Source organism: Streptomyces kunmingensis (assembly GCF_039533535.1).
Classification (GTDB): Bacteria; Actinomycetota; Actinomycetes; order Streptomycetales; family Streptomycetaceae; genus Streptomyces; species Streptomyces kunmingensis.
Genome location: NZ_BAAATS010000017.1, coordinates 17,618 through 41,024 on the forward strand (window position 1 = coordinate 17,618; position 23,407 = coordinate 41,024).

Genomic DNA, 23,407 nt, shown 5'->3' on the forward strand with positions numbered 1-23,407 from the left:
CAAATTGCTGAGGGGGGCACATGTCCGGGTTGAGCAGGCTCGACGGCAGACGGGTTCTGGTGATCGGTGGTGGCGGGGCAGGGATCGGGCGGAGCATCGTCCGTGCCTGTGGGGCCGCCGGGGCGGCAGTGGTGGTCGTCGACGTGGACGGCGCACGGGCTGCCGAGGCGGCGGACGAACTGCGGGCAGCCGGACACGTCGCCCACGCGCTGAGCGGTGACGTCCGCTCCCTCGAGCAGCTCGAAGCTCTGATCGTCGGCGCGGCCGGACAACTCGGCGGCCTGGACGTCCTGGTCACGGTGGTCGGCGGGCAAGTGGCGTTCGTACCCGCGGTCAAGCTTCATGAGATGGCCGACGAGGACTGGGACACCGTCTACGAAGTGAACCTGCGCTACGTGGTGCGCGCGGTGCGGCGTGTGCTGCGGCTGTTCCTGGAACAGGGCACCGGCGGGACCATCGTCAGCATCGGCTCGGTCACCGGCATCATGGCCGCGCCCAGGCAGGCCGGTTACGGCGCCGCCAAGGCCGGCTTGAACAGCCTCGCGCGGACCGTCGCCGCCGAGTACGCGGCCGACGGTATCCGGATGAACGTCGTCACGGGCGGAGCGATCAGCACCGCCGTCAACGCCGGCGTCTCCGATGAATGGGTCCCCGAGATCCCGGCGGGACGCTACGGCACGTCGGAGGAGATGGCTGCCGCGGCCGTCTATCTGGCGTCGGACGAGGCGCGTTACATCACCGGTCAGCAGATCGTGCTGGACGGTGGCGTCTCGGTCCGTGGGCCCTTTCCCGAGTAGGGGGAGTTCGGCGAGGGCTGGTTCAGGGGCTGCCCTGCCCAGGCGGGAAGCCGTGCCTGCGGGACGTCAGGACCAGGGTCAGCGTCGGGGCCAGGAGCAGCAGCACCGCCCATGGGAACGAGTCCGAACCCGGCACGTCGAGCAGGATGCCGCCGGCCGCTCCGCCGCCCGCCAGCGCCACGTTCCACAGCGTGAGCGGGCAAAGGGCTGGGGCCGTCGTCCACAGGACATGCCACCGATCGGCTCGGCTGACTGAGCTCTTTCAGCGCCGTACATAGGCGTTCAGCCCGGACCACGCACGGCGCTCGGTTCATGGATAGGTCAGCCGTGAACGCAGGTGAACGTCTCCATACGAGGCCCGCGCCCCGCACCACAGTTGGAAAGCGTGTTGGGGGCAACCCCTCACGAGAACGGTCGCCCCAGTGTGACGTGGGTCATCCAGATGGTGCGGCGCCCCCGGACAGGACGCGTCAAGCGATGTCGAAGTGGCGGGAGACCTCTTCGATCGTGAAGCGGGCCCGCAGCTTGCAGGCGGAGTTCTGGTTCGCGAAGAGACCCGGCCGCCAGAATGCCGCTTCTCGTGGCACGGACTGTTCCCAGGCAACAGGAACGATCCACTCGCGGCGGTCCGCCGTGTCGCCCTCCGGCACCGGCTCCGGAACTGTGGAAGCGCTGTCGGGCCGGTAGCTTCCCTGGAGCGGGAGACCAGGCATGGGCCGGCTTTCGCCGTCGACTGCGAGGACAGCGTCGACGAACGGGCGCGGCTCACCCGCTACCGTTCCTACGCCGACGTACCCCACCTTGGGGATGTGGGTGAACACCCGCGCTCCCACAGGCAGGGAGCGGATCGTCCGGGAGAACCAGTCCCCGCCCCCGGCCGACACGAAGCCGTACTGACGCGCGTCCTTCCAGCTGCGACTGCCCGGCTCGTCGCCGAAGGAGACGTACCAATCGGTGCCGTTCCACGGCTCCTGCTTCCCGCGGGCCTTGGTTCCGGTGGACGCCACAGCCACTTCGCCGTCATCGATCAACCAGGTGCGGGCGAGGTAGGAACGCCCCTCGTCCTCGAAGTGACGGAAGAACAGAACGTTGAGGGGGACCTGGTACCCGGACGACAGGTAGGTGACGATCCGCTCCGTCGCCGCGTCCATCTCGCTCGCCACGACGGTGAGAGTGTGGGTGCTGTTCAGCGCCTCCGGCGGGCTGCCACCGAAACGCAGCGCGAAGGCTTCGTCAAGCTCCTCCGCCAGTCCGCGCCGCCGGGCATACGCCCCGTAGATCTCACGTACTTGCTCATTACTGAGGTCTTGCACCCACGAACCGTAGTCGAGCAGCTGAGCGACGACATCCCGCGGCGTGCGGTCCCGTTTTAGCTCCAGGACATGCAGCGCGCCCTCAGCGTCCATGCCAAGCAGGTCGATGAACTTGCCGTGATCGGTCTGCACCTGCCTCCCGATCAGGAGGAGCGGTCTTCCCAGGATCTCCGGATCAGCCTCTATGAGTTCTTCCAGCCGGGCCTCCACCCGCATCGGCCGCGTGGCCACCCGAACCGGCTTGTCGTCAACCCGCCACAGCCCGAACTCCAACGGCATCGTGCGCTCCCTTCTGATCCGACGCCCGCAGCGAGTCAGTGGCTCACGGGCTTCCTGCCTCCGAGATGCCCTGTGCCGCCTGAGCCACGGCGTTCAGGACTCCCTGGCCGAAGTCTGTCGGGGCGATGAGCAAGCCGAACACCATCACGATCGCCACCGTCAGCCACTGGTCCGCCCTGCTTCGAGCCTGCACGCGTCGGCGTACGCGCAGGAAGATGATGATGGCGAGCAGGACCGCCACATTCAGCGTCAGCACCATGGGGACCCCCATCCCGGCCGGTTCTACCGGCACGCCTCCGCACCCCAGGTGTATGACAGCACGCATCTATGGCGGTACGTAAGAGCTCCTACCGGCGGCGATGGTTTTTTGGTCAACCGGAGTCGTACGGTCACGTGTTGGGCCGGCCCGAGGCCAGCGTCGGGTAGTCCGTGTAGCCCTCTGCGTCGCCTACGTACATCAGAAGTTGACTCGTACGGGGTTCAGTGTGGTGTTTGTGCGCAGGTGTTGGACCAGGTCGGGATTGGCCAGGAACGAGTGCACCCGGCGTTGACCAGTCGGCTGCTAAGCCGGTGAGTTGTGCGCCTGCCGCGTGACCGCCGTGGTCGGCAAACGCGTCGTCGCGGGGCTCCGCCCGGGCCCCGCTCCTCGATCGCCGGAGGGGCTTGAAGAGTGGGGATAGCCCCACCCTCAAGACACCGAGCCTCCCCATGTTCCCGGTCGGTCCCCTCCGCGAGGCTCTCCGTATGACCTCGACGACGCTCCCCTACGCCGGCAGCACCCACCGCGTGACCTTCTGGCGCGGGCCCTTCGCCCGGGCCACGTACCGCGAGATCGGGCACACGGTCACGTCGCTGCCGGTGGCGGTCGCCGGGTTCGTCTTCGCCGTGACGATGTTCGCCCTGGGGCTGAGCACGCTCGTCGTCTGGATCGGGCTGCCGGTGCTGGTGGGCGCGCTGGCCGGGGCCCGTGCGCTCGGCGGCGCCGAACGCGGGCGGGCCCGCTCGCTCCTCGGCCTGGACGTGGCGGCCCCGGCGGCGCCCGCGGCGGGGCTGCGTGCCCGGGTCATGGACGCCGCCGGATGGAAGGCGCTGCTCTTCCACACGGTGATGTTCCCGTGGCGGGTGCTGTCCTTCGTCGTGTCGGTGACGTTCCTGGTCACGGGCTGGGTGGTCGCGCTGTTCCCCGCGTACTCCTGGGTGTTCCACCGCTACCTGGACTGGCCCGGCTACCGCGTCTACGACTTCACGACCGACGCGGGCGTGCACCACGCGTACTACATCGAGTCGCCCGCGCAGATCGCCGCTGTCTCGGCGATCGGTCTGCTGCTCGTCCTCGTCACGCCGAAGCTGGTGCGCGGTCTGACGAACGTCGACCGCGCCGCGATCCGCTCACTGCTCTCCGCGCCCGCGAAGTGAGGTTCCGCGCGTGAGCACCGGGCGCAGCGCGTCCAGCACCGTCGCATCGTCGACGGTCGACGGCACCGGTTCGTCGAGCCCGTCGGCGATGCCGCGCATGGTTTTGCGCAGGATCTTCCCGGACCGGGTCTTCGGCAGGGCGGCGACCACGGCGACGTCCTTGAGCGAGGCGACGGCGCCGATCCGGTCCCGTACGAGCTGGACGAGTTCGGCCTCCACCGCGGCCGGGTCCGCCTCCACGCCCGCCTTCAACACGACCAGGCCGCGCGGCACTTGGCCCTTGAGCGAGTCGGCGACGCCGATGACCGCGCACTCGGCGACCGCGGGGTGGGCGGCGAGGACCTCTTCCATGCTGCCGGTGGACAGGCGGTGCCCGGCGACGTTGATGACGTCGTCGGTCCGGCCCATCACGAAGACGTAGCCGTCCTCGTCGATGTGCCCGCCGTCGCCGGTCAGATAGAAGCCGTCGTAGGCGGAGAGGTACGAGGCGACGAACCGTTCGTCGTCGTTCCAGAGGGTGGGCAGCGCCCCGGGCGGCATCGGCAGCTTCACCACGATCGCGCCGTCCTCCCCCGTGGGCGCCGGGTTGCCGCCCGCGTCGAGGATCCGTACGTCCCAGCCGGGCAGCGGATAGGTGGGCGAGCCCGGCCTGGCGGGGGCCGCCTCGATCCCCACCGGGTTGGCGACGATCGGCCAGCCGGTCTCGGTCTGCCACCAGTGGTCGACGACCGGGATGCCCAGCAGGTCGCTCGCCCAGTGGTACGTCTCCGGGTCGAGGCGTTCCCCGGCCAGGAAGAGGTACGCGAGGCGGCTCAGGTCGTAGCGCCGGGCCAACTTCCCCTCCGGGTCGACCTTCTTGATCGCGCGGAACGCCGTCGGCGCCGTGAACAGCGTCTTCACCCCGTACTCGGCGGCCACCCGCCAGAACTGGCCCGCGTCAGGCGTCCCCACCGGCTTCCCCTCGTACAGGACGGTCGTCGCGCCGGCCAGCAGCGGCCCGTAGACGATGTACGAGTGGCCGACGACCCAGCCCACGTCGGACGCCGTGAACATCACCTCGCCGGGGCCGACGTCGTACACGGCCTCCATGGTCCAGCGCAGGGCGACGGCGTACCCGCCGCAGTCGCGGACCACTCCCTTGGGCTTCCCGGTCGTCCCCGACGTATAGAGGATGTAGAGCGGGTCGGTCGCGGCCACCGGCACGGGCGCCGCGGGGCTCGCCGCGCGCACGGCCTCCGCCCAGTCCAGGTCCCGCTTCCCCAACTCGGCCATACCCTGCGGCCGTTGCAGGATCACGCAGGCCTCGGGCTTGTGGGCGGCCAGTTCGACGGCCCGGTCGAGAAGCGGCTTGTACGGGACGACTCGCGCGCCCTCGATCCCGCAGGACGCCGAGACGACGACCTTCGGCGCGGCGTCGTCGATCCGCACGGCCAGCTCGGGCGCCGCGAACCCGCCGAACACCACGGAGTGCACCGCCCCGATCCGCGCACACGCCAGCATCGCGACGACGGCCTCGGGCACCATCGGCATATAGACGACGACCCGGTCCCCGCGCCCCACGCCAAGGCCGACGAGCACCCCGGCGAAGGCGGCGACCTCGTCCGTCAACTCCCCGTACGTGTACGTGCGTCGCACTCCGGTGACGGGCGAGTCGTACACCAGCGCCGGCTGCGCCCCCCGCCCCGCCGCCACGTGCCGGTCGAGCGCGTTGTGGCACACATTCAGCTCGCCGTCCGGGAACCACCGGTAGAACGGCGCCCGGGACGCGTCGAGGGCCCGCGAGGGAGCCACATCCCAGTCGATCCCCCGGGCAGCCCCGAGCCAGAACCCCTCGGGGTCCTCGGTACTCGCGCGGAAGACTTCCTCGTACGACGTCATCGGCCCCGCACTCCCTTCACGTCACGCCCGGAGAGACGGGAACACGATCCGGTCAGGCCATCACCGCCGTCAACAGCACCACCGCGTCCGTCAGCGCCACGAGTCCGTGTCGCTCCTGGGGGATCGCGCGGAGTTCGTGCTGGGCGAGGTCGGTGTCGCCGGAGACCGCGGTCAGGCGGACGCGGCCGCGCAGGACGAGGAGGGAGGCGGCCTGCGGGGCGTTGTGTTCCTCCAGGGCGCTGCCCTGGGTCAGCGCGATGACGCTCTGGCGCAGGGGGTCCTCGCGGGCGAGGAGTTCGGCGCTGCGGCCGTGCGCGTCGCGGTGGGCGGCCGCCAGATGGTCGTCGGCCAGGGTGGTGAGGTCGTACGTGGTGGTCATGGGCCCAGCGTCGCCCGGCTGGCCGCCGGGCGCGATGTGGCGTCAGCCGATCGGTTCAGGGGCGGTAAGGGGGCCGCGGGCCGGCGCCCGGGGCAGCCACGGCTCACGACTCCGTCGCCCGGCGGCCCGGAGCAGTCACGGCTCACGACTCCGGCGCCCGGCGCCCCGGGGCAGTCACGGCTCACGACTCCGGCGCCCGGCGCCCGGGGCAGTCACGGCTCACGACTCCGGCGCCCGGCGGCCCGGGGCAGTCACGGCTCACGACTCCGGCGCCCGGCGGCCCGGGGCAGCCACGGCTCACGACTCCGTCGCCCGGCGGCCCGGGGCAGCCACGGCTCACGACTCCGTCGCCCGGCGGCCCGGGCAGCTGTGGTTCACCGTGTCCGCGAAGGCTCGGGCCAGTGGGGACAGGGCGGACCAGCGGCGGACCGCCCAGCCGACCTGGAGCGGGGGGAGGCAGGGAAGCGGGAGCAGGGTCAGGCCCGCGGGCGGGTCGCCGCCGGGGCGGCGCAGGCCCGGCAGGTCGGGGACGACGGCGTGGCCGAGGCCCAGGGCGGCCAGGTGCACGGCGGTGTCCCAGTCGGCGATGCCGGTGCCGGAGGCGGGGCCGTTCGCGAGGCCGAGTCCGGCGAAGCTGTCGTCGAGGTGCGCGCGGGACGTGGAGTGCTCGGGCGGCAGGATCAGCTGGGCCGACGCCCGTAGGTTTTCGGGGCCGGCGAGGGAGCTCGCCGCGAGGTCGTCGTCGTCGCGGACCGCAAGGACCCAGGGCAGCTCGACCACAGGGCGCAGTTCGATGCCGCGCTCGGGCGCGCCCATCGTGATCCATGCCAGGTCGAGGTCGTGCGCGGCGAGCGCCTCGAAGCAGCTGCGGCTGGAGCTGACCGTCTGGAACTCCAGGCTGACCTGGGGGTGCGTGCGGCGGAACTCGACGATCGCCGCCGCCATGAAGTGACGTACGGAGGTGGCGCCCGTCGTCACCCGCACCGAACCGCTCTCGCCGCGCGCCAGATCGCCGAGGCGGCGCAGCGCGTGGTCGAGGGAGCCGAGACCGTCGGCGGCCGCGGCGCGCAGGATGCGGCCCGCGGGGGTGGGGACGACGCCGCGCGCGTGCCGTTCGAGGAGGCCGATGCCGACCTCCTTCTCCAGCCGCTTGACGTGCTGGCTGACCGCGGACTGCGTGCAGGACAGCTCGCGGGCGACGGCGCTGAGACTGCCCGCGCGGCAGACGGCGACGAAGACGCGGAGGTCGTCGAGGGTCACGCGGGCCAAGCTACAGCTTGGGGGTGTGCAAGGGGACCCGAGGATTGACTTGGGGTGGAGGCGGGACCACGATCATTGCGGGACGGCCCAGGGCGGCAACCCGTCGCGGAGGTCGCGAACTCCGGGCGGGTGCCGACCCGTTCACCGGTCCGAGAGCAGAGCGGAGGCCTCGTGGACGTAGTGGAAGCAGCGGCGATCGGCGCCGCCGGGATCGCGGCGGGCGGGATGAACGCCGTCGTCGGGTCCGGCACCCTGATCACGTTCCCGACGCTGCTCGCCTTCGGCTACCCGCCGGTCCTCGCGAACGTCTCCAACAATGTCGGCCTGGTCCCGGGCGTGCTGAGCGCCGCGTACGGATACCGGCGCGAACTGCGCGGCCAGCGCCGGCGTCTGCTCCGCTTCGGGGCCGCCTCGCTGCTCGGCGGGTTCGTGGGCGCCGTGCTCCTGCTGCGCCTGCCGGACGCGGCGTTCCGCGCCATCGTGCCCGTCCTCATCCTGACGGCCTGCGTACTGGTCCTGCTCCAGCCGCGGCTGAACCGCTGGATGAAGAGGCGGCAGCGGGCCGGTTCGCGGGCCGACGGCGGCGTCCCCATGTGGCTCGGCGTCCTCGGCACCGGCGTCTACGGCGGCTACTTCGGCGCGGCCCAGGGCGTCCTGCTCATGGGCATGTTCGGCGCGGTCCTCCGCGACGACCTACAGCGTCTGAACGCCGCGAAGAACGTGCTGGCCTCGCTGGTCAACGGCGTCGCGGCGATCGTCTTCATCGCCGTCGCCGACATCGACTGGACCGTGGCGGCGCTGATCGCCGCCGGTTCCACGGCGGGCGGCCTGGCCGGCGCCCGGCTCGGCCGAAGGCTGCCGCCGGCCGCGATGCGCGGGGTCATCGTCACCGTCGGCGTCACGGCGTCGGCCCTGCTGATCGCCCGCTCATGACCCACTATGACCCGCTGAGCAGGGCGCCCGCGAGCTACCGGCCGTAGAAGGCGAGTTGCGCCCGCTTCTCCGCCAAGTACACCTCGGGCAGATCGATCTCCGGGAGCACGATCTCGCCCGCGAGTTCGAACCCGGCGCGGGCGAACAGTGCCACCGCCTTGTCGTTACGGGCGTCCGGCTCGACCACGACCCGCTTCCCGCCCAGGCCGTCGAGCGCGTACGAGAGCAGCACCCGCACCAGCGCGCGGCTGAACCCGGGCACCGGTCCGCCCTCTCCGGCGGGGCCGATCAGCAGGTGGACGCCGACATCGCCGTCCCGTACCTCGTAGCACTCGCTGACCCGGTCCGCCTCGGGCTCGTACGTCTGGAAGAGCGCCACAGGGACGCCGTCCAGGCGCACGAGGTAGGCGTGATGCGTGGAGAGGGTGTCCATGTGCGCGTAGATCTCGCGTACGTCGTCCCGGCCGAGGCCCGTCATCCCCCAGAACCCGGCGCGGTCCTCGCTCACCCATCGGTGCAGTACGTCGATGTCGGCGCCGGCGGGGTCGAGGCGCGCGAGCCGGAAGGTGCCGAACCCGTCGACGTTCTCCTCGTACACACAAGTGGGGTCGGGCACGGAGGTCTCCTGGATGAGGTGGTCGAAGTCGGTGACGACGGGGGTCAGTTCGCCGCGCTGCCACATCGGCAGCTGGTCCCGGTGGTGTGCGGAGCCGGGCACGCCGGACGCGCCGAGGGGCACGATCCAGCGGCTGTCCTCGCGCCGCGCGAGGTCCCACACGTAGCGGGCGGCGGGCCCTCGCACACTGAGGTCGGTCAGTCCCGGCACGCTGGAGGTGGACAGTATGCAGTCGTGGTCGCCGTCGAGGCCCGGCCAGGCGGCGTCCGGGTCCGGCAGCGCCTGCCAGGGCGCGAGCCGGTGCAGCTCGCCCCAGGTGGCGTCCGGGACGCGGGCGGTCTCCTCGACCGCCGCGCGGACGGCGGCGAGCCGGTCCTCGTCCGGCAGCCGCTCGCTGGCCAGCAGGTACTCCAGGCCGAACGCGATCCGCGGCACGAGCGCGAGCCACGGCCGGAACACCTCCGGGTAGGCCGGGGTGAGGTCCGCGAGCGGCGCGAACAGTTCGTGCCGGGTCAGCTGCTCCACGACCTTGGACCGCACGCGCGCGTACGCCGCCGCCCGCACACTGCCCGCCACCATCCGCCGGTCCCAGTTGAGCAGCCGCTCCCGCAGCCCGGCCGCCTCGGGGGACAGCCCGTCGAGCCGCTCGACGAGCGCCAGCAGGGGTGCGCACGAGGCGAGTTCGGTGTCCGTGTGCACGGCGCTCATGTCCTCGGCGTGCCAGGTCTCCCGCTCGTCGAGCAGTTCGCGGATGCGGCGGGCCCGGTGCGGCGGCGCGAACTCGACGCCGAGCGGCGCGGCCAGGGACCGCTCGTTGGCCATGACGGCGACCCCGTCGACCTCGGCGCGCGGCAGGGTCTCGTGCCGGCCCCGCCAGGCGTACCGCTCCTCCCATGCGGGCACCACCCGCAGCATGTTCTCCGGGTCGCGTACGGGGACGGTGCCCGCGACGCGGTGCAGGAGGCCGCCCTCGGTGTCGGCGGCCAGGACGACGTTGACCGGTTCGGCCCAGCGGTCGAAGGCCCGGTCCACGTCGGCGACGGTGCGGGCGCGCAGCAGAGCGGGCAGCGCGGCGAAGCCCAGGTCTTCGTGGACGCGGGCGGGTTGCCGCAGGCTGATGCCGATGCCCTCGCCCGGGACCTCACCATCGGCAACGCCTGCACCCGCGTCCGGGCCCACACCGACGGCAACACCTGCACCCTCGCCCGCGCCCGGGCCCAAACCGACGGCAACGCCCGCACCAACAGCAACGCCTGCGTCCGCGTCCGGGCCGCCGATGACGACGACGCCGCGCTCCGTCTCGATGACCTCGACGCCGTCCTCCACGTGCACGTGCGCCGCCCGCCAGCCATCGGGCCCGAACGCCTCCACGCCCCCGCCGTCCGTACGCCGCAGCCGCTCCCGGTACAGGTCCTGGTAGTCGGCCATGGCGTTGGTGATGGCCCAGGCGACCGACCCCGCGTGGCCGAAGTGCCCGATGCCCGGCACCCCGGGCACGGCGAGCCCGACGACGTCGAACTCCGGGCAGGCGAGCCGCACTTGCTGGTACACGCCCGGGTCCTCGATGAACCGGTGCGGGTCCCCGCCGATCAGCGCGCCGCCGCCCGCGCCGCGCGCCCCGTCGACGAGCCAGCCGTTGCTCCCCGAGGTCCCGGGCCCGTCGGTGGCGAACAGCCGGACGGCGTCCGCCCCGAGCCACCGGGTGACCTCGTCCCGCCACAGCTTCGCCGGGAACCCGGCGAACAGCACATGCGCCGACAGCCACACGCCGAGCGGCGTCCACGGCTCCCAGCGGCCGGGTGCGGCCCCGGCCCGGGCGAACTCCGGCGCCTTGTGGCCCTGCTGCCGAAGCCCGTGATTGACGCCGTCGACATAGGCGCCCACCCACGCCCGGGTCGCCTCGTCGAGGGCGTCGTGGCAGCGCCGCGCGGTGTCCGCGAGCCGTGCCTGCCGGGCGAACCGGTCCCAGCCGCGCGCCTGCGCCCCGAGGAGCCCGGCCGACGTACCGAGCATCCGGTGCCGCTCGACCTCGAGCTGCCAGGCGCGGTCGACAGCCGTCACATACCCCTGCGCGTACGCGAGCGCCGACGCGTCGCCCGCCCGCAGATGGGGTATCCCCCACGCGTCCCGGAAGATCTCGAAGTCCGCCCTGCCCACCACGGTCACGCGTCCCCCACTTCCTCTCCACGTTCGTTAGGGGAGCCTAACCCAGAGCCCCACAGGGCCCGGCGGAGCGGCCCGGGGGCGTCCGAGCGGACGGGCGCCCCGTCATCCCGCCGACCTCTCCGTAGCCCATGAGGGCGGTTCTGTCCGCTCGGAGCGCACGTCACGGGCGGGGCCGGGGACAACACCTCGTATGAGCGTCGCCACGTCGACCGCAGGTCCGGGCCGTCCCGTCCGGGCCTGGGCACGCGCGCTCGTCCTGCTGCTCGCCCTCGGGCTCGCCCTGCTGGTCGCGCCGTCGACCGCGGCGCCCGCAGGGGCTCCGGTCCCGCCGCCCGCCGCGGCGGCCTCCGCCGAACCCGGCGAACTCCAACAGGACAGCCCCGAGGCGGCCCTCCGCCTCCCGACGGGCCACCCCACGCGACTGCCCGGAGATCCGCGCCGGAGCCGCCCGGTCCCGGCGACCGCGCCCGGCACCTGCCCCGATCCCGGCGCACACCCCGCACGCCAGTCACTCCGCGCCCTGCGCACCGTCGTCCTGCGCTGCTGACGGTCTCCGGTCCCGGGCCCTTCACGTATGCGGCACCGGCCCCGGATCCCTCACGTATCCGACGCGTGTCGTCGTCAGACGCACGTCGTCGTCAAACGCACGTCGTCGTCAAACGCACGTCGTCGTCAGACGCACGTCGTCGTCAGACGCACGTCGTCGTCAGACGCACGTCGTCGTCAGACGCACGTCGTCGTCAGACGCACGTCGTCGTCAGACGCACGTCGTCGTCAGACGCACGGACCACTCACGCACGACCCCGGAAGGAATCCCCCATGCCCAAGGACCCGTACGCGCTGCTGCGCGCCCTGATGCGCGCGGAGGCCGCGCGTGACACCCGCGCGGCGAAGGCCGCCGCACCCGCGGCGAAGAACCGGCGGGCGCCGGCCCCGCAGGACAAGAACGGACGCTGACGGAGGGCGGGCCGACGGTCCGAACGGCGGCCGGCCCGCCACACCCCGCACACGACCGCCTTCCCGCGCGGCCACCCGGGCGCTCGTCAACACGGCGCCCGCCGCTACTCCGGATGAGCCCGCCCCACGCACCGGTCCGCCCGCCATCGGCTCGGCGTCACTCATTTCCGGCCCGTGTCCCCGACGGGAGTCTTCCCAATTCGTCCGCATTCAGGGGAGTATTTCCTGGACTCGCACTCCGTCTCCATGGCTGCGCCCGGTGATGCTCGCCCGGTAGGCTTTCCGTGTGATCTTCAAGCGCATCGGAAACGGCCGGCCGTACCCCGACCACGGCCGGGAAAGCACCCGGCAGTGGGCGGATGTCGCGCCGCGCCCGGTCCGCCTCGATCAGCTGGTGACGACCAAGGGCCAGCTCGACCTGGAAACGCTGCTCGCCGAGGACTCCACGTTCTACGGCGACCTCTTCGCGCACGTCGTGAAGTGGCAGGGCGACCTCTACCTGGAGGACGGCCTGCACCGCGCGGTCCGCGCCGCGCTCCAGCAGCGCCAGGTGCTGCACGCCCGCGTCCTCGAGCTCGGCTGACGGCATCTCAGGTTCCGGGCGCCAAGTCCGCATTGGCCCTTTTGGGTTGGCCTGAGCGCCGGACCGTGATCATTTAATAGGCATCACCGCCACGCGGCATTACGCTGCGCCCATGAGCATGCTCACACCCCCCGGCATGGGCGGTAAGTACCGCATCACGGGGGACAAATACCCCCGGATGCGTCGCGGCCGTCCACGCAGCAGGATCGTGCTCGCCGTCGTCGCGTCCCTCGCCGTGCTCGGCGTGCTCGGCTGGGGATCGCTCCAGCTCGTCCATGTCTTCACCGGCGGCGACAAGGCCAAGGCCGCGGGTTCGGGCCCCGCCGGCTGCACGAAGCGGCCGAGCGCGTCGCCCGGCGCCACGAAACCCGCGGACGGCAAGCTCCCCGGCCCCGCCCAGATCAAGGTGAACGTCCTCAACGCCACGCCCCGCGGCGGACTGGCCAAGGACACCGCCGACGAGCTGAAGAAACGCGGTTTCACCATCGGGGACGTGGGCAACGCGGACAAGACCTACGACAAGAAGGTCAAGGGCGTCGCGATACTCCTGGGCGCGAAGACCGCCACCGAAGCGGCGCTGCCGATGCTCGGCACGCAGCTGGCGGGCGCCGAGCAGAAGACCGACGGACGCGCCAAGGCCACCGAGGTCGACCTGATCATCGGCACCGGGTTCAAGTCCCTGACGGCGAAGCCCGCCGCGGACAAGGCGCTGCACGCGCTGACCCAGCCGAAGCCGGCGCCGTCCTCGTCGCCGAGCTGCGCCTAGAGATCGCGCAGAGCCCGCCTGAAGCAGCGCGGACGAAGCCGGACGGACGAGGCCACACGGACGAGGCCGAACACACGGACAGGGCCCCGCATTTCTGCGGGGCCCTGTCCGTTCGTCTGTCCGTTCGTCCGTTCGCCGGCGTCCGTCCGGTGGCTACTCCGCGGCGCCGTACATCCGGTCGCCCGCGTCACCGAGGCCCGGGACGATGTAGCCGTTCTCGTTCAGGCGCTCGTCGACCGACGCCGTCACCACGGTCACCGGCGTGCCCGCCAGCTCCCGCTCCATGATCTCGACGCCCTCGGGCGCGGCGAGCAGCACCACGGCGGTGACATCGTCCGCTCCGCGCTTGATGAGCTCCTGGATCGCCGCGACGAGCGTGCCGCCCGTGGCCAGCATCGGGTCGAGGACGTAGACCTGGCGCCCGGAGAGATCGTCCGGCATCCGCGTCGCGTACGTGGAGGCCTGCAGCGTCTCCTCGTTGCGCACCATGCCGAGGAAGCCCACCTCGGCGGTCGGCAGCAGGCGGACCATGCCGTCCAGCATGCCGAGACCCGCGCGCAGGATCGGCACCACGAGCGGACGCGGGTACGAGAGCTTCACGCCCGTCGTCCCGGTCACCGGGGTCTCGATGTCGACCTGCTCCGTGCGCACGTCCCGGGTCGCCTCGTACGCGAGCAGGGTGACCAGCTCGTCGGCGAGACGCCGGAAGGTCGGGGAATCGGTGCGCCGATCGCGCAGCGTGGTGAGTTTGTGCGCCACCAGCGGGTGGTCGACGACGTGGATCCGCATGTCATCAACAGTAACCGGGCCCCAAGGGCCGGGCGCCCCCGCGCGGTGGCATCAAGGAGCACAGCGGGGGGAAAGTGGAGAGAACGCGTCTACAGCGCGGGACCGGGGTGGTGGTGAGGCGATGTCCGACCAGGAGCGTCAGGAGCGGCTCGTGCGGGGGCCGGTGCCCGGCGAACCCATGGAGTCGGACGCCGAACGCAGGCGGCGACGCGCCCTGTTCCTGCGCGAGCTGACCGAGGCACGCGAGCTGCGCGCCCGCGTCCAGCCGCGCCGCGCGCGGGCCGCACGGATGCGCCGGCAGATGAGGATGCGCACGTTTCGCTGGTGACTCCCCGGTGACTTTCAGGTGACGCGCCTCACAATGGACCCTCCCGCCGGGGACGCGCCACGAACACAGCGCGCGGAAGACCTCTCTTGGAGCCGCACTTTCTGCCACGATTCCGAGTGGGCGGGGCTTGAACTGCACTCCCCGCCTCCAAGACTCCGCCGGGGGGACCCCCGACCGGCACCTGAGACCAGTGGGAGAGTCACGGTGTACTTCGCCGCACTGCTCGCGCGCACCGAAGACGGGTGGGAAGCGAGCGATACAGAGCTCGACGACGTGGAGACCTTGTCGGACCTGTCCGATCTGGCCCGCGAGGCGTTGGCCGAGGCCGGCGCCGAGGACGACACCGTCCTCGTCTTCATCGAACAAGAGGACGCGTGGTTCGGCGTCGTCCGTGTGGACGGCGAGGACGACCCTCGCATCTACATCTCGGACGCCGCGGCCGCCGCCCGCAGCAGCTACGGCGAGATCCTGCTCACCGACGAGCTGCTCGGCAAGGATCCGGACGCCGTCGACGACGATCTGGATGCCCTCGACCTGGACGGTACGGAGGACGGCGATACGAGGACGACGACGGAGGACGACGAGGGCGAGGACGACGGAGGCGTGGAGGCGGACGTGGATGCGGACGCCGAGGTCGTGCCCGCCGGCCCGATCGGGGACACCGGGATCCTCGCCGACCTGGGCTTCCCCGAGAAGGAACTGCTCGCCCTCGACGGAGCGGACGCGCTGAGCGAGATCGCGGACGCGCTGGGCGCCGCGGAGGTGCTCGAGACGGTGCGCTGAGGGGGCGGGGCCGGGTTCCCGGCCGAGCGGGGGCGGAGCGGGCGGGGATAGATTCCCGACCGTGACACCCCCCGAGCCCGGCACCCCGCCCGCACCCGTGACCGATCCCGATCCCGGTCCCGATCCCGGTCCTGACCCCGGCCCCGACCCCAGCCCCGATCCCGTACGAGACCCCTGGAAGCCGGCCATGCGGCAGGCCCTGGCCGAGGCCGGGCTCGCCGCGGCGGGCGGTGACGTACCCGTCGGCGCCGTGCTCCTGGCGCCGGACGGGACGACCGTGCTCGCCACCGCGCACAACGAACGCGAGCTGACCGGCGACCCCACCGCCCACGCCGAGGTCCTGGCGGTCCGGCGGGCGGCGGAGGCCGTCGGGGAGTGGCGGCTGACCGGCTGCACGCTCGTCGTCACCCTGGAGCCGTGCACCATGTGCGCGGGCACGATCGTCCAGTCCCGGCTCGACCGCGTCGTCTACGGAGCCCGCGACGACAAGGCCGGAGCGGCCGGCTCCCTGTGGGACGTGATCCGCGACCGGCGGCTCAACCACCGGCCCGAGGTCGTGGCCGGAGTACTCGCCGAGGAGTGCGCGAAACCCCTCACCCGCTTCTTCAGGGAAACGGATTTCAGACCACGGCCCACCTTGGGCTAGAGTTCCTCTCGGTAGCGTGTCCGAGCGGCCGAAGGAGCTCGCCTCGAAAGCGAGTGTGGGGAAACTCACCGAGGGTTCAAATCCCTCCGCTACCGCTGACAACGCCCCCCTTCCACGGGTTGACCGAGGAAGGGGGGCGTTCTGCATGCCGGTCGGCGATCGGCCGTCGGCGGATGACGGTTGGTCCGTCAAGGTCAGGGGAACAGATGGCCGAGTAGACTCGCGCGCGGCAACAGGGGCCACAAAGGGCATCAGAAGTGGCGCAGGCGCGGGCACGGGGAGGCCAAACGTAGTGCAGCCGAAGAAAATTGCTCTGTTCGTCGTGGTCGTCTTCGTGCTCTACGTGGTCATCACCGACCCCGCCAAGGCCGCCGACTACGTCCAGATAGGCTTCGAAGGCGTCTCGACCGCCGCACAGTCGGTAGGCGACTTCATGACCTGGGTCGCCAACGGCGGCAAGTAGTTCCCGGTCCCCTCAGACCCGAGCCCTTCGAGGGAGTGCACAGCCGTGATCCGCCATCTGGTCCTCTTCAAGCTCAACGACGGTGTGAGCCGTGACGAACCGCGCGTCGTCGAGGGCGTGGCAGCCTTCCGCGCGCTGGGCGGGCAGATCCCCGAGCTGACATTCTGGGAGTGCGACTGGAACATCACCGACCGCCCCATCGCGTACGACTTCGCGATCAACTCGGCGGTCGAGTCCACCGAGGCGCTGAAGCGGTACATCGAACACCCCGCGCACCAGGCGGGCGTGGCGCTGTGGCGGGAGTTCGCCACGTGGGTGATCGCCGACTACGAGTTCTGACCCGGTCCGAGTCCGACCCGGTCCGGGCTCCGACTCGGTCCGTACGGCCAAACGGCCCCTCGCCGGAACGGCGGGGGGTTTTTTCATGTCTCGATCGTCAACTGTCCCAACTTGCCCCTCAACACGTAGTTATAAGGTGCTTGCACACAGTGCACATGTCTTGTGATGCTATGACCGCTTTTGACCGATGAGTTGACGGATACAGAGGTGGGGTTGACCGTGCCGGCCAGTACTGCGCCTCAGGCACCGCCCGCGAAGACCACGCGCGGCGCCGACACACGGGCCCTCACACAGGTCCTCTTCGCACAGCTCAAGGACCTGCCGCCGGGCAGCCCCGAGCACTCCCGGGTGCGCGGCGCGCTCATCGAGGCGAACCTGCCGCTCGTGCGGTACGCGGCGGCCCGCTTCCGCAGCCGCAACGAGCCGATGGACGACGTCGTCCAGGTCGGGACCATTGGGCTGATCAACGCCATCGACCGGTTCGACCCGGAGCGCGGGGTGCAGTTCCCCACCTTCGCCATGCCGACCGTCATCGGCGAGATCAAGCGGTACTTCCGCGACAACGTGCGGACCGTGCACGTGCCGCGCCGGCTGCACGAGCTGTGGGTGCAGGTGAACGCCGCGAGCGAGGACCTGACCACGGCCTTCGGGCGCTCCCCCACGACCGCCGAGATCGCCGAGCGGCTGCGCATCGGCGAGGACGAGGTGCTCTCCTGCATCGAGGCCGGGCGCTCGTACCACGCGACGTCCCTGGAGGCCGCGCAGGAGGGCGACGGGATGCCGGGACTGCTCGACCGGCTCGGCTACGAGGACCCCGAACTGGACGGCGTGGAACACCGCGACCTCGTCCGGCACCTGCTGGTCCAGCTGCCCGAGCGCGAGCAGCGGATCCTGCTGCTTCGTTACTACAGCAACCTGACCCAGTCACAGATCAGCGCCGAGCTGGGTGTCTCCCAGATGCATGTGTCAAGGCTCCTCGCCCGCAGTTTCGCCCGACTTCGATCCGCAAATAGGATCGACGCGTAGCTGGAACGGGTAGACCGACCCTGCGGGGTTTTCCCGACAGAAGTCCCCGTCCACTCTGGCCACACCCCCTGCATCCTGCGGTGATTCGCCCCTTCCATGTCGACATGTAACTACAGCGTGTTGCCGACATGTGACATTCTGCTGGAAGCGCGTTTGGCGCAGCCCCACGTCCGGTATTCAGGTGGAGGCTGCGCTCCTACCTGACGGGAGCGTCGACCGCGACCGTCCGCGACCTCAAGGGGGTGGCATGTCCGCAGACCAGGGCAGCTCGAAGGTGCTCACGCTCACGCCCGGCGCGTCCGAGGACGCGAGTGCGTCCACGACCGCCGCGCTGATCGACTCTCCTGTTCCGGTGTCCCTCCCGGCGCAGGCGCCAGAGGCCCCCGAGGCGTCCGGGACCGCGGAGGCGCCGGCGCCTGTCGTGTCATCGGCGTCCATCGACACCCGTACCCTGTCCCGCTCCCTGTTCCTGCGCCTTGCCGCGCTCGACGAGCACAGCCCGGAGCGGGCCTATGTCCGCGACACCCTGATCGAGCTGAACCTGCCGCTCGTGCGGTACGCGGCGGCCCGCTTCCGCAGCCGGAACGAGCCGATGGAGGACATCGTCCAGGTCGGCACGATCGGGCTGATCAAGGCGATCGACCGGTTCGACTGCGAACGGGGCGTCGAGTTCCCGACGTTCGCCATGCCCACGGTGGTCGGCGAGATCAAACGCTTCTTCCGGGACACGTCCTGGTCGGTGCGGGTGCCGCGGCGCCTTCAGGAGCTGCGGCTCGCCCTGACCAAGGCCTCCGACGAGCTCGCGCAGAAGCTGGACCGCTCGCCCACCGTCCCCGAACTCGCCGTGGTGCTCGGCGTATCGGAGGAGGACGTGGTCGACGGCCTCGCGGTGGGGAACGCGTACACGGCGTCCTCGCTGGACTCCCCGGCCCCGGAGGACGACGGCGGCGAGGGCTCCCTCGCGGACCGGCTCGGGTACGAGGACACGGCGCTGGAGGGCGTCGAGTACCGGGAGTCGCTGAAGCCCCTCCTCGCCAAGCTGCCGCCCCGCGAGCGCCGGATCATCATGCTTCGCTTCTTCGCGAACATGACGCAGTCGCAGATCGGCGAGGAGGTCGGCATCTCGCAGATGCACGTCTCCCGGCTGCTGACGCGCACGCTGGCGCAGCTGCGGGAAGGCCTGATCGCGGACTGACGCCCGTCCGGGCCACCGTCCGCTCCGGCCCATCGCCCTCCCTGGCCACCGCCCATACCGGCCCGCCCTCTTCCTAATTGACGGGGCGTCAGACACACTGGCGCGATGTTACGGACGTGGGTGCGAGGGCGTCGTGGGGCCGCCGTTGGGGCCGCCTCCGCCGCCATGGTCTGCCTGGGGACCGTCGCCGCTCTCGGTGGGGGCGACGGGCCGGACGGGTACGTCGCGGTAGGGGCCGCCGGAGGGGCGCCCGGCGGGCCCGGAGAGAGCGTCGCGCCCAGCGGGAAGGTACGGCTCGTACCGCTGGACCCGGCCGGGCCCGGATCCTCCCGCCCGTCCCACGAGGCACCGGGGTCGCCCGCGGGCTCCACGTCCGCGGACTCCCAGGGATCGGCGCCCGCCGGAAGCGGTACAGCGGGTACGGGAGCGGCCGGCGGTGGATCGTCGCCCCGTACCGCCGAACGCGACGGCAGCAGAGACAGCAGTGACAGCAGTAGTGGCAGTGGCAGTGGCTCCGACACCGGTACCGGCTCCGGCGGCGCCTCCGGGCCCGGCGGGCACAACGGCCCCACCACGCCCGGCAGTTCGGCCCCTGGCAACGGCGGGCAGAGCTCACCGTCGGCACCCGCCGCCCCCGCCGCCCTGGAGGTGAGCGAGCCCGTCCTGAAGGACGCCGACAAGCGCTGGTGCCAGGACGTGACGCTGGTGCTGCGCAACTCCGGTGGCAGCGCTGTGCGTTCGGGAACAGTGACGTTCAAGACGCACATCATCGGCTCGCTCGGGATCGACTGGGCGACCGTGGAGTCCACCGAGAAGCTCCCCGTACCCCTGGGGGCCGGGGAGGAGAAGAAGAAGACGTGGACCGTGTGCGTCGAGTCCTGGCGCGTCCCGCTGGGGATGCACGTCGAGACCCGTGACGTCTCCGTCGACTGGAAGTAGCCGACCGGAAACAGCCGACTCGAAGTAGCCGACCGGAAGCGGCGGCCCGGACGGGCCGCGCCTACCGCCGCGTACGCGCTACTTGAGCGCCAGCCACGCCACCGCCGCGATCACGACGACCGCGACAACGATGCCGATGATCAGGCCCGCACCGGGACCGGACTTCACCGGAGCGGCCTGCGCGCGCGGAGTGGGGGTGCCGCCCTCGTCGACGAAGGCGCGGAACATCTGGGTGCTGCCCGCGGGGTCGTAGTTGCCTTCGGGGGTCGGGCCCTGGGGGTTGTGTGCCATGGAGCAGGACCCTAGCGAATCGGCGCCACAGGCGCCACAGTCCGCCCACAGCTCACTTGAGCTGCGGCTTTACCTTCGCACACCTCGCCTTTGCCGTGATTTTAGGGTTGAACGTCCCTTTTAGTTTGCCTGCGGCAACCAACTGCTTCTATGGTTGCCCTAAGCAACGAATAAGAAGATACTGGTCAGGAGGTGCTGTGGCCGCACAGCGTCATTACGACGAGCTGGCTCGTCAGCTCAGTGCCTTCGGCGCCGTCAAAAGGGATATGGCGCGCATCCTGCCCCATGACTGCCCGGCCGGCTCGGCCGCCGTCCTCACGCTTCTCAAGCGGTACGGCGACATGCGCATGAGCAGGCTGGCCGAGCTCCTCGCGGTCGACATGTCCGTGGCCAGCCGCCACGTGGCCCACACCGCCGACCGCGGCTGGATCGAGCGACGCCCCGACCCGGCCGACAAGCGCTCGCGCATCCTCACCCTCACCGCCGAGGGCCACGAGCAGATGGAGGACCTGAACGTCCGCACGACCGAGCTGCTCGCCGACCGGCTGAGCGACTGGTCCGACGACGAGGTCAACCAGCTGATCGCTCTCATGACGCGGCTGCGCGACAGCTTCGGGGACTGCCGGACGACAGCGTCCCGCGGACAGTTCCCCGTCGCCGCGCAGGCCTCGGCATCAGTTCAGACCACCCGTACACCCGCGTAAACGTAAGAGAAGGAATCCCATGGCAACATCCACACCGTCCGGTGTGCGGGGCAGCCATGCCGCCAAGCACGGAGGCGCCGCCCCCGACGCCGGCGCTCCGATGACCCACCGGCAGATCATGGAGGCGTTGTCCGGGCTGCTGCTCGGCATGTTCGTCGCGATCCTGTCGTCGACGATCGTCACCAACGCCCTGCCCGAGATCGTCGGCGACCTTGGTGGCGGCCAGTCCGCCTACACCTGGGTCGTCACCGCCTCACTGCTCGCGATGACCGCGACGACGCCCCTGTGGGGCAAGCTCGCCGACATCTTCAGCAAGAAGGCGCTCGTCCAGATAGCCCTGATCGTCTACGTCGGCGGCTCGGTCGTGGCGGGGCTCTCGCAGAGCCCCACCATGCTGATCGCCTGTCGTGTGGTCCAGGGCATCGGCGTCGGCGGTCTGTCCGCCCTCGCCCAGATCGTGATGGCCGCGATGATCTCCCCGCGCGAGCGGGGCCGTTACTCCGGCTACCTCGGCGCGACCTTCGCTGTCGCCACCGTCGGCGGCCCGCTGCTCGGCGGTGTCATCACCGACACCTCGTGGCTCGGCTGGCGCTGGTGCTTCTACGTCGGTGTCCCCTTCGCGATCATCGCGCTCATCGTCCTCCAGAAGACGCTGAAGCTCCCGACGGTCAAGCGCGACAACGTGAAGGTCGACTGGGCCGGTGCCTTCTTCATCACCGCCGCGGTCTGCACCCTGCTCCTGTGGGTGACCTTCGCCGACGACAAGTACGACTGGATGTCGTGGCAGACCGGCGCGATGGTGGGCGGCGCGGTCGTGCTCGCCCTGATCTTCCTCCTCGTGGAGGCCAAGGCCGCCGAGCCGATCATCCCGCTGCGCCTCTTCCGCAACCGCACCATCACGCTCGCCTCGCTCGCCTCGCTCTTCGTGGGTGTCGCGATGTTCGCGGGCACGGTGTTCTTCTCGCAGTACTTCCAGCTGGCGCGCGGCAAGTCGCCGACGATGTCCGGTGTCATGACGATCCCGATGATCGGCGGCCTGTTCATCTCGTCGACCGTCGCGGGCCAGGTCATCACCAAGACCGGCAAGTGGAAGGCGTGGCTGGTCTCCGGCGGCGTCCTCATCACGGCGGGCCTCGGCCTGCTCGGCACGATCCGCTACGACACCCCGTACTGGCACGTAGCGATCTACATGGCCCTCATGGGTCTCGGCGTCGGCATGATGATGCAGAACCTCGTGCTCTGCACCCAGAACCAGGTCGCCCCGCAGGACATCGGCTCGGCCAGCTCCACGGTCACCTTCTTCCGCTCCCTCGGTGGTGCGATGGGTGTCTCCGCGCTCGGTTCGATCATGTCCACGCGGATCACGCACTACGTCAAGGACGGCCTCGCCGACCTCGGCCCCAAGGGCGAGGCCCTGGGCCACGGCGGCACCGGCGGCGGTGGCATCCCGGACCTGTCCAAGCTCCCCGAGCCGCTGCGCACGATCATGGAGAGCTCGTACGGGCACGGCATCGCCGACGTCTTCCTGATCGCCGCGCCGATCGCCCTGCTCGCCCTCATCGCCACGCTGTTCATCAAGGAGGTTCCGCTGCGTACGTCGGGCGGCCTGGACCAGGCCAAGGAGACCGAGGCGGCCGCTTCCGGCGCCCCCGCCGACTCGACCGCCGCCTCCGCCGCCGAGCCGGCGAAGGTGCCGAGCCTGGTCGGCGCGGGTGAGCCCGCCGCCGACACCCAGACCCAGCGACTGGCCACCGTCGCGTCCGCCGCCGGTGACATCCCGGCGCAGACCCTCGGCAGCGGCACCCCGGTGCGCGGTTTCGTCCGCGGCGCCGAGTCCGCCCCGGTCCCGCGGGCCGCGGTCACGCTGATCTCCCTCGGGGGACGGCAGCTGGGCCGCGCGGTCGCCCAGGGCGACGGCTCCTACGGGATCGACGCCCCCGGCGCCGGCTCCTACGTGCTGATCGCCTCGGCCGACGGCTACCAGCCGCAGGCCTCCACGGTCCTCGTCGGCGACGAGCCGGTCGCGTACGACATCCTGCTCAGCGGCACCAGCGGGCTGAGCGGTGTCGTCAGGGCCGCGGAGACCAAGGCGGCCGTCATCGGCGCCATGGTCATCGTGACCGACGTCCGCGGTGACGTCCTCGCCACCGGGCTCTCCGGCCAGGACGGCGAGTTCACCTTCGCCGAGCTGGTGCCCGGTCCGGTGACCATCGCGGTGAACGCCGCGGGCCACCGCCCGCTCGCCCTGCCCGTCGAGGTCGGCGGCACAGGTGTCACCCGCGTCGAGATCGAGCTGAACTCCGGCTCGCAGGTGCAGGGCACCGTGCGCGCCGCGGGCCGTTCGCTGAACGACGCCCGGGTCACGCTCATCGACGCCGCGGGCAACGTCGTGGCGACGTCGACCACCGGTGAGGACGGCGCGTACGCCTTCACCGATCTGGACGGCGGCGAGTACACCGTCATCGCGACCGGCTACCCGCCGGTGGCCACGCACCTCAGCGTGCAGGGCAGCGGCGTGGACGGCCACGACATCGAACTCTCGCACCCCGGCGAGTAGTTCG

At 71.3% G+C, this 23,407-nt stretch carries 25 protein-coding genes, 1 tRNA gene and 1 pseudogene; 18 read left to right on the plus strand and 9 right to left on the minus strand.

Annotated elements, in window-relative coordinates; all coding sequences use genetic code 11:
* Positions 1-20 precede the first annotated feature (20 nt).
* Positions 21-797, plus strand: a complete 777-nt coding sequence (locus ABD366_RS19480; protein WP_324766205.1) for an SDR family NAD(P)-dependent oxidoreductase — start codon at positions 21-23, stop codon at positions 795-797.
* A 22-nt stretch (positions 798-819) separates the two neighbouring features.
* Here ABD366_RS19480 and ABD366_RS19485 read toward each other — a convergent pair.
* From ABD366_RS19485 to ABD366_RS19495, 3 genes and pseudogenes are all read right to left on the minus strand, one after another.
* A pseudogene (locus tag ABD366_RS19485) lies at positions 820-993 on the minus strand (MFS transporter); the annotation flags it as partial.
* Positions 994-1,267: 274 nt separating this feature from the next.
* Positions 1,268-2,389 carry an endonuclease NucS domain-containing protein gene (locus tag ABD366_RS19490; RefSeq protein ID WP_324766204.1) on the minus strand — a complete coding sequence of 374 codons (1,122 nt, stop codon included), beginning with the start codon at positions 2,387-2,389 and terminating at the stop codon, positions 1,268-1,270.
* Positions 2,390-2,432: 43 nt separating this feature from the next.
* Positions 2,433-2,648, minus strand: coding sequence for a hypothetical protein (locus ABD366_RS19495; protein WP_324766202.1), 216 nt, complete (start codon positions 2,646-2,648; stop codon positions 2,433-2,435).
* A gap of 485 nt (positions 2,649-3,133) precedes the next feature.
* Between ABD366_RS19495 and ABD366_RS19500 the strand changes: the two genes are divergently transcribed.
* Positions 3,134-3,805, plus strand: coding sequence for a sensor domain-containing protein (locus ABD366_RS19500; protein WP_324766201.1), 672 nt, complete (start codon positions 3,134-3,136; stop codon positions 3,803-3,805).
* Here ABD366_RS19500 and ABD366_RS19505 read toward each other — a convergent pair.
* The 3 genes from ABD366_RS19505 to ABD366_RS19515 form a co-directional block, all read right to left on the minus strand.
* Complete coding sequence (locus ABD366_RS19505) at positions 3,779-5,683, minus strand: propionyl-CoA synthetase (protein ID WP_324766200.1); 1,905 nt, start codon at positions 5,681-5,683, stop codon at positions 3,779-3,781. The two genes, ABD366_RS19500 and ABD366_RS19505, sit on opposite strands and share 27 nt — an antisense overlap.
* Before the next feature lie 52 nt (positions 5,684-5,735).
* Positions 5,736-6,062, minus strand: a complete 327-nt coding sequence (locus tag ABD366_RS19510) for a cupin domain-containing protein (RefSeq protein WP_324766199.1) — start codon at positions 6,060-6,062, stop codon at positions 5,736-5,738.
* 336 nt (positions 6,063-6,398) lie between these two features.
* Positions 6,399-7,322 (minus strand): LysR family transcriptional regulator, encoded by a 924-nt coding sequence (locus tag ABD366_RS19515; RefSeq protein WP_324766198.1) that lies wholly within the window; start codon positions 7,320-7,322, stop codon positions 6,399-6,401.
* A gap of 171 nt (positions 7,323-7,493) precedes the next feature.
* Here ABD366_RS19515 and ABD366_RS19520 point away from each other — a divergent pair, with 171 nt between their 5' ends.
* Positions 7,494-8,255 carry a sulfite exporter TauE/SafE family protein gene (locus tag ABD366_RS19520; RefSeq protein WP_324766197.1) on the plus strand — a complete coding sequence of 254 codons (762 nt, stop codon included), beginning with the start codon at positions 7,494-7,496 and terminating at the stop codon, positions 8,253-8,255.
* Positions 8,256-8,289: 34 nt separating this feature from the next.
* Here the strand turns inward: ABD366_RS19520 and ABD366_RS19525 are convergent, their stop codons facing one another.
* The gene (locus tag ABD366_RS19525) at positions 8,290-11,037 is read right to left on the minus strand and encodes a GNAT family N-acetyltransferase (RefSeq protein ID WP_324766196.1); all 2,748 of its coding nucleotides are present in this window, start codon (positions 11,035-11,037) and stop codon (positions 8,290-8,292) included.
* 190 nt (positions 11,038-11,227) lie between these two features.
* Here ABD366_RS19525 and ABD366_RS19530 point away from each other — a divergent pair, with 190 nt between their 5' ends.
* From ABD366_RS19530 to ABD366_RS19545, 4 genes are all read left to right on the plus strand, one after another.
* The gene (locus ABD366_RS19530; protein WP_324766195.1) at positions 11,228-11,584 is read left to right on the plus strand and encodes a hypothetical protein; all 357 of its coding nucleotides are present in this window, start codon (positions 11,228-11,230) and stop codon (positions 11,582-11,584) included.
* Between the two features lie 272 nt (positions 11,585-11,856).
* Positions 11,857-11,994 (plus strand): hypothetical protein, encoded by a 138-nt coding sequence (locus tag ABD366_RS19535; RefSeq protein ID WP_324766575.1) that lies wholly within the window; start codon positions 11,857-11,859, stop codon positions 11,992-11,994.
* Positions 11,995-12,280: 286 nt separating this feature from the next.
* Positions 12,281-12,577 carry a type II toxin-antitoxin system VapB family antitoxin gene (locus tag ABD366_RS19540; RefSeq protein WP_003955420.1) on the plus strand — a complete coding sequence of 99 codons (297 nt, stop codon included), beginning with the start codon at positions 12,281-12,283 and terminating at the stop codon, positions 12,575-12,577.
* A 112-nt stretch (positions 12,578-12,689) separates the two neighbouring features.
* Positions 12,690-13,343: a LytR C-terminal domain-containing protein gene (locus ABD366_RS19545; protein WP_324766574.1), complete on the plus strand. Its 654-nt coding sequence runs from the start codon at positions 12,690-12,692 to the stop codon at positions 13,341-13,343.
* Between the two features lie 153 nt (positions 13,344-13,496).
* Here the strand turns inward: ABD366_RS19545 and upp are convergent, their stop codons facing one another.
* Positions 13,497-14,132: a uracil phosphoribosyltransferase gene (upp, locus tag ABD366_RS19550; RefSeq protein WP_324766573.1), complete on the minus strand. Its 636-nt coding sequence runs from the start codon at positions 14,130-14,132 to the stop codon at positions 13,497-13,499.
* 121 nt (positions 14,133-14,253) lie between these two features.
* On the opposite strand from upp, the gene ABD366_RS19555 reads away from it, so the two are divergent.
* The 9 genes from ABD366_RS19555 to ABD366_RS19595 all read left to right on the plus strand — a co-directional run bounded on the left by ABD366_RS19555 (position 14,254) and on the right by ABD366_RS19595 (position 19,851).
* Entirely contained in the window at positions 14,254-14,460 is a 207-nt protein-coding gene (locus ABD366_RS19555) for a hypothetical protein (protein WP_324766578.1), read from the plus strand.
* A 204-nt stretch (positions 14,461-14,664) separates the two neighbouring features.
* On the plus strand, positions 14,665-15,243 hold the full coding sequence (locus tag ABD366_RS19560) for a tRNA adenosine deaminase-associated protein (protein WP_324766572.1): 579 nt from the start codon (positions 14,665-14,667) through the stop codon (positions 15,241-15,243).
* A 187-nt stretch (positions 15,244-15,430) separates the two neighbouring features.
* The gene (gene tadA, locus ABD366_RS19565; protein ID WP_324766577.1) at positions 15,431-15,889 is read left to right on the plus strand and encodes a tRNA adenosine(34) deaminase TadA; all 459 of its coding nucleotides are present in this window, start codon (positions 15,431-15,433) and stop codon (positions 15,887-15,889) included.
* Positions 15,890-15,899: 10 nt separating this feature from the next.
* A tRNA-Ser gene (locus tag ABD366_RS19570) sits at positions 15,900-15,984 on the plus strand.
* A 197-nt stretch (positions 15,985-16,181) separates the two neighbouring features.
* Complete coding sequence (locus ABD366_RS19575; RefSeq protein ID WP_324766571.1) at positions 16,182-16,352, plus strand: hypothetical protein; 171 nt, start codon at positions 16,182-16,184, stop codon at positions 16,350-16,352.
* A gap of 45 nt (positions 16,353-16,397) precedes the next feature.
* Positions 16,398-16,691, plus strand: a complete 294-nt coding sequence (locus ABD366_RS19580; RefSeq protein ID WP_324766570.1) for a Dabb family protein — start codon at positions 16,398-16,400, stop codon at positions 16,689-16,691.
* Positions 16,692-16,898: 207 nt separating this feature from the next.
* A complete protein-coding gene (locus ABD366_RS19585; protein WP_324766569.1) occupies positions 16,899-17,717 on the plus strand; it encodes an RNA polymerase sigma factor SigF in 819 nt (272 codons plus the stop codon).
* A 247-nt stretch (positions 17,718-17,964) separates the two neighbouring features.
* Positions 17,965-18,912: an RNA polymerase sigma factor SigF gene (locus ABD366_RS19590; RefSeq protein ID WP_324766568.1), complete on the plus strand. Its 948-nt coding sequence runs from the start codon at positions 17,965-17,967 to the stop codon at positions 18,910-18,912.
* A gap of 105 nt (positions 18,913-19,017) precedes the next feature.
* Positions 19,018-19,851, plus strand: coding sequence for a hypothetical protein (locus ABD366_RS19595; protein ID WP_324766567.1), 834 nt, complete (start codon positions 19,018-19,020; stop codon positions 19,849-19,851).
* A 78-nt stretch (positions 19,852-19,929) separates the two neighbouring features.
* On the opposite strand, the gene ABD366_RS19600 is transcribed toward ABD366_RS19595, so the two are convergent.
* Positions 19,930-20,142 carry a hypothetical protein gene (locus ABD366_RS19600; protein WP_324766566.1) on the minus strand — a complete coding sequence of 71 codons (213 nt, stop codon included), beginning with the start codon at positions 20,140-20,142 and terminating at the stop codon, positions 19,930-19,932.
* Between the two features lie 197 nt (positions 20,143-20,339).
* On the opposite strand from ABD366_RS19600, the gene ABD366_RS19605 reads away from it, so the two are divergent.
* Both ABD366_RS19605 and ABD366_RS19610 read left to right on the plus strand, forming a co-directional pair.
* Positions 20,340-20,846: a MarR family winged helix-turn-helix transcriptional regulator gene (locus ABD366_RS19605; RefSeq protein ID WP_324766565.1), complete on the plus strand. Its 507-nt coding sequence runs from the start codon at positions 20,340-20,342 to the stop codon at positions 20,844-20,846.
* 100 nt (positions 20,847-20,946) lie between these two features.
* The gene (locus ABD366_RS19610; protein ID WP_458860706.1) at positions 20,947-23,403 is read left to right on the plus strand and encodes an MFS transporter; all 2,457 of its coding nucleotides are present in this window, start codon (positions 20,947-20,949) and stop codon (positions 23,401-23,403) included.
* Positions 23,404-23,407 lie beyond the last annotated feature (4 nt).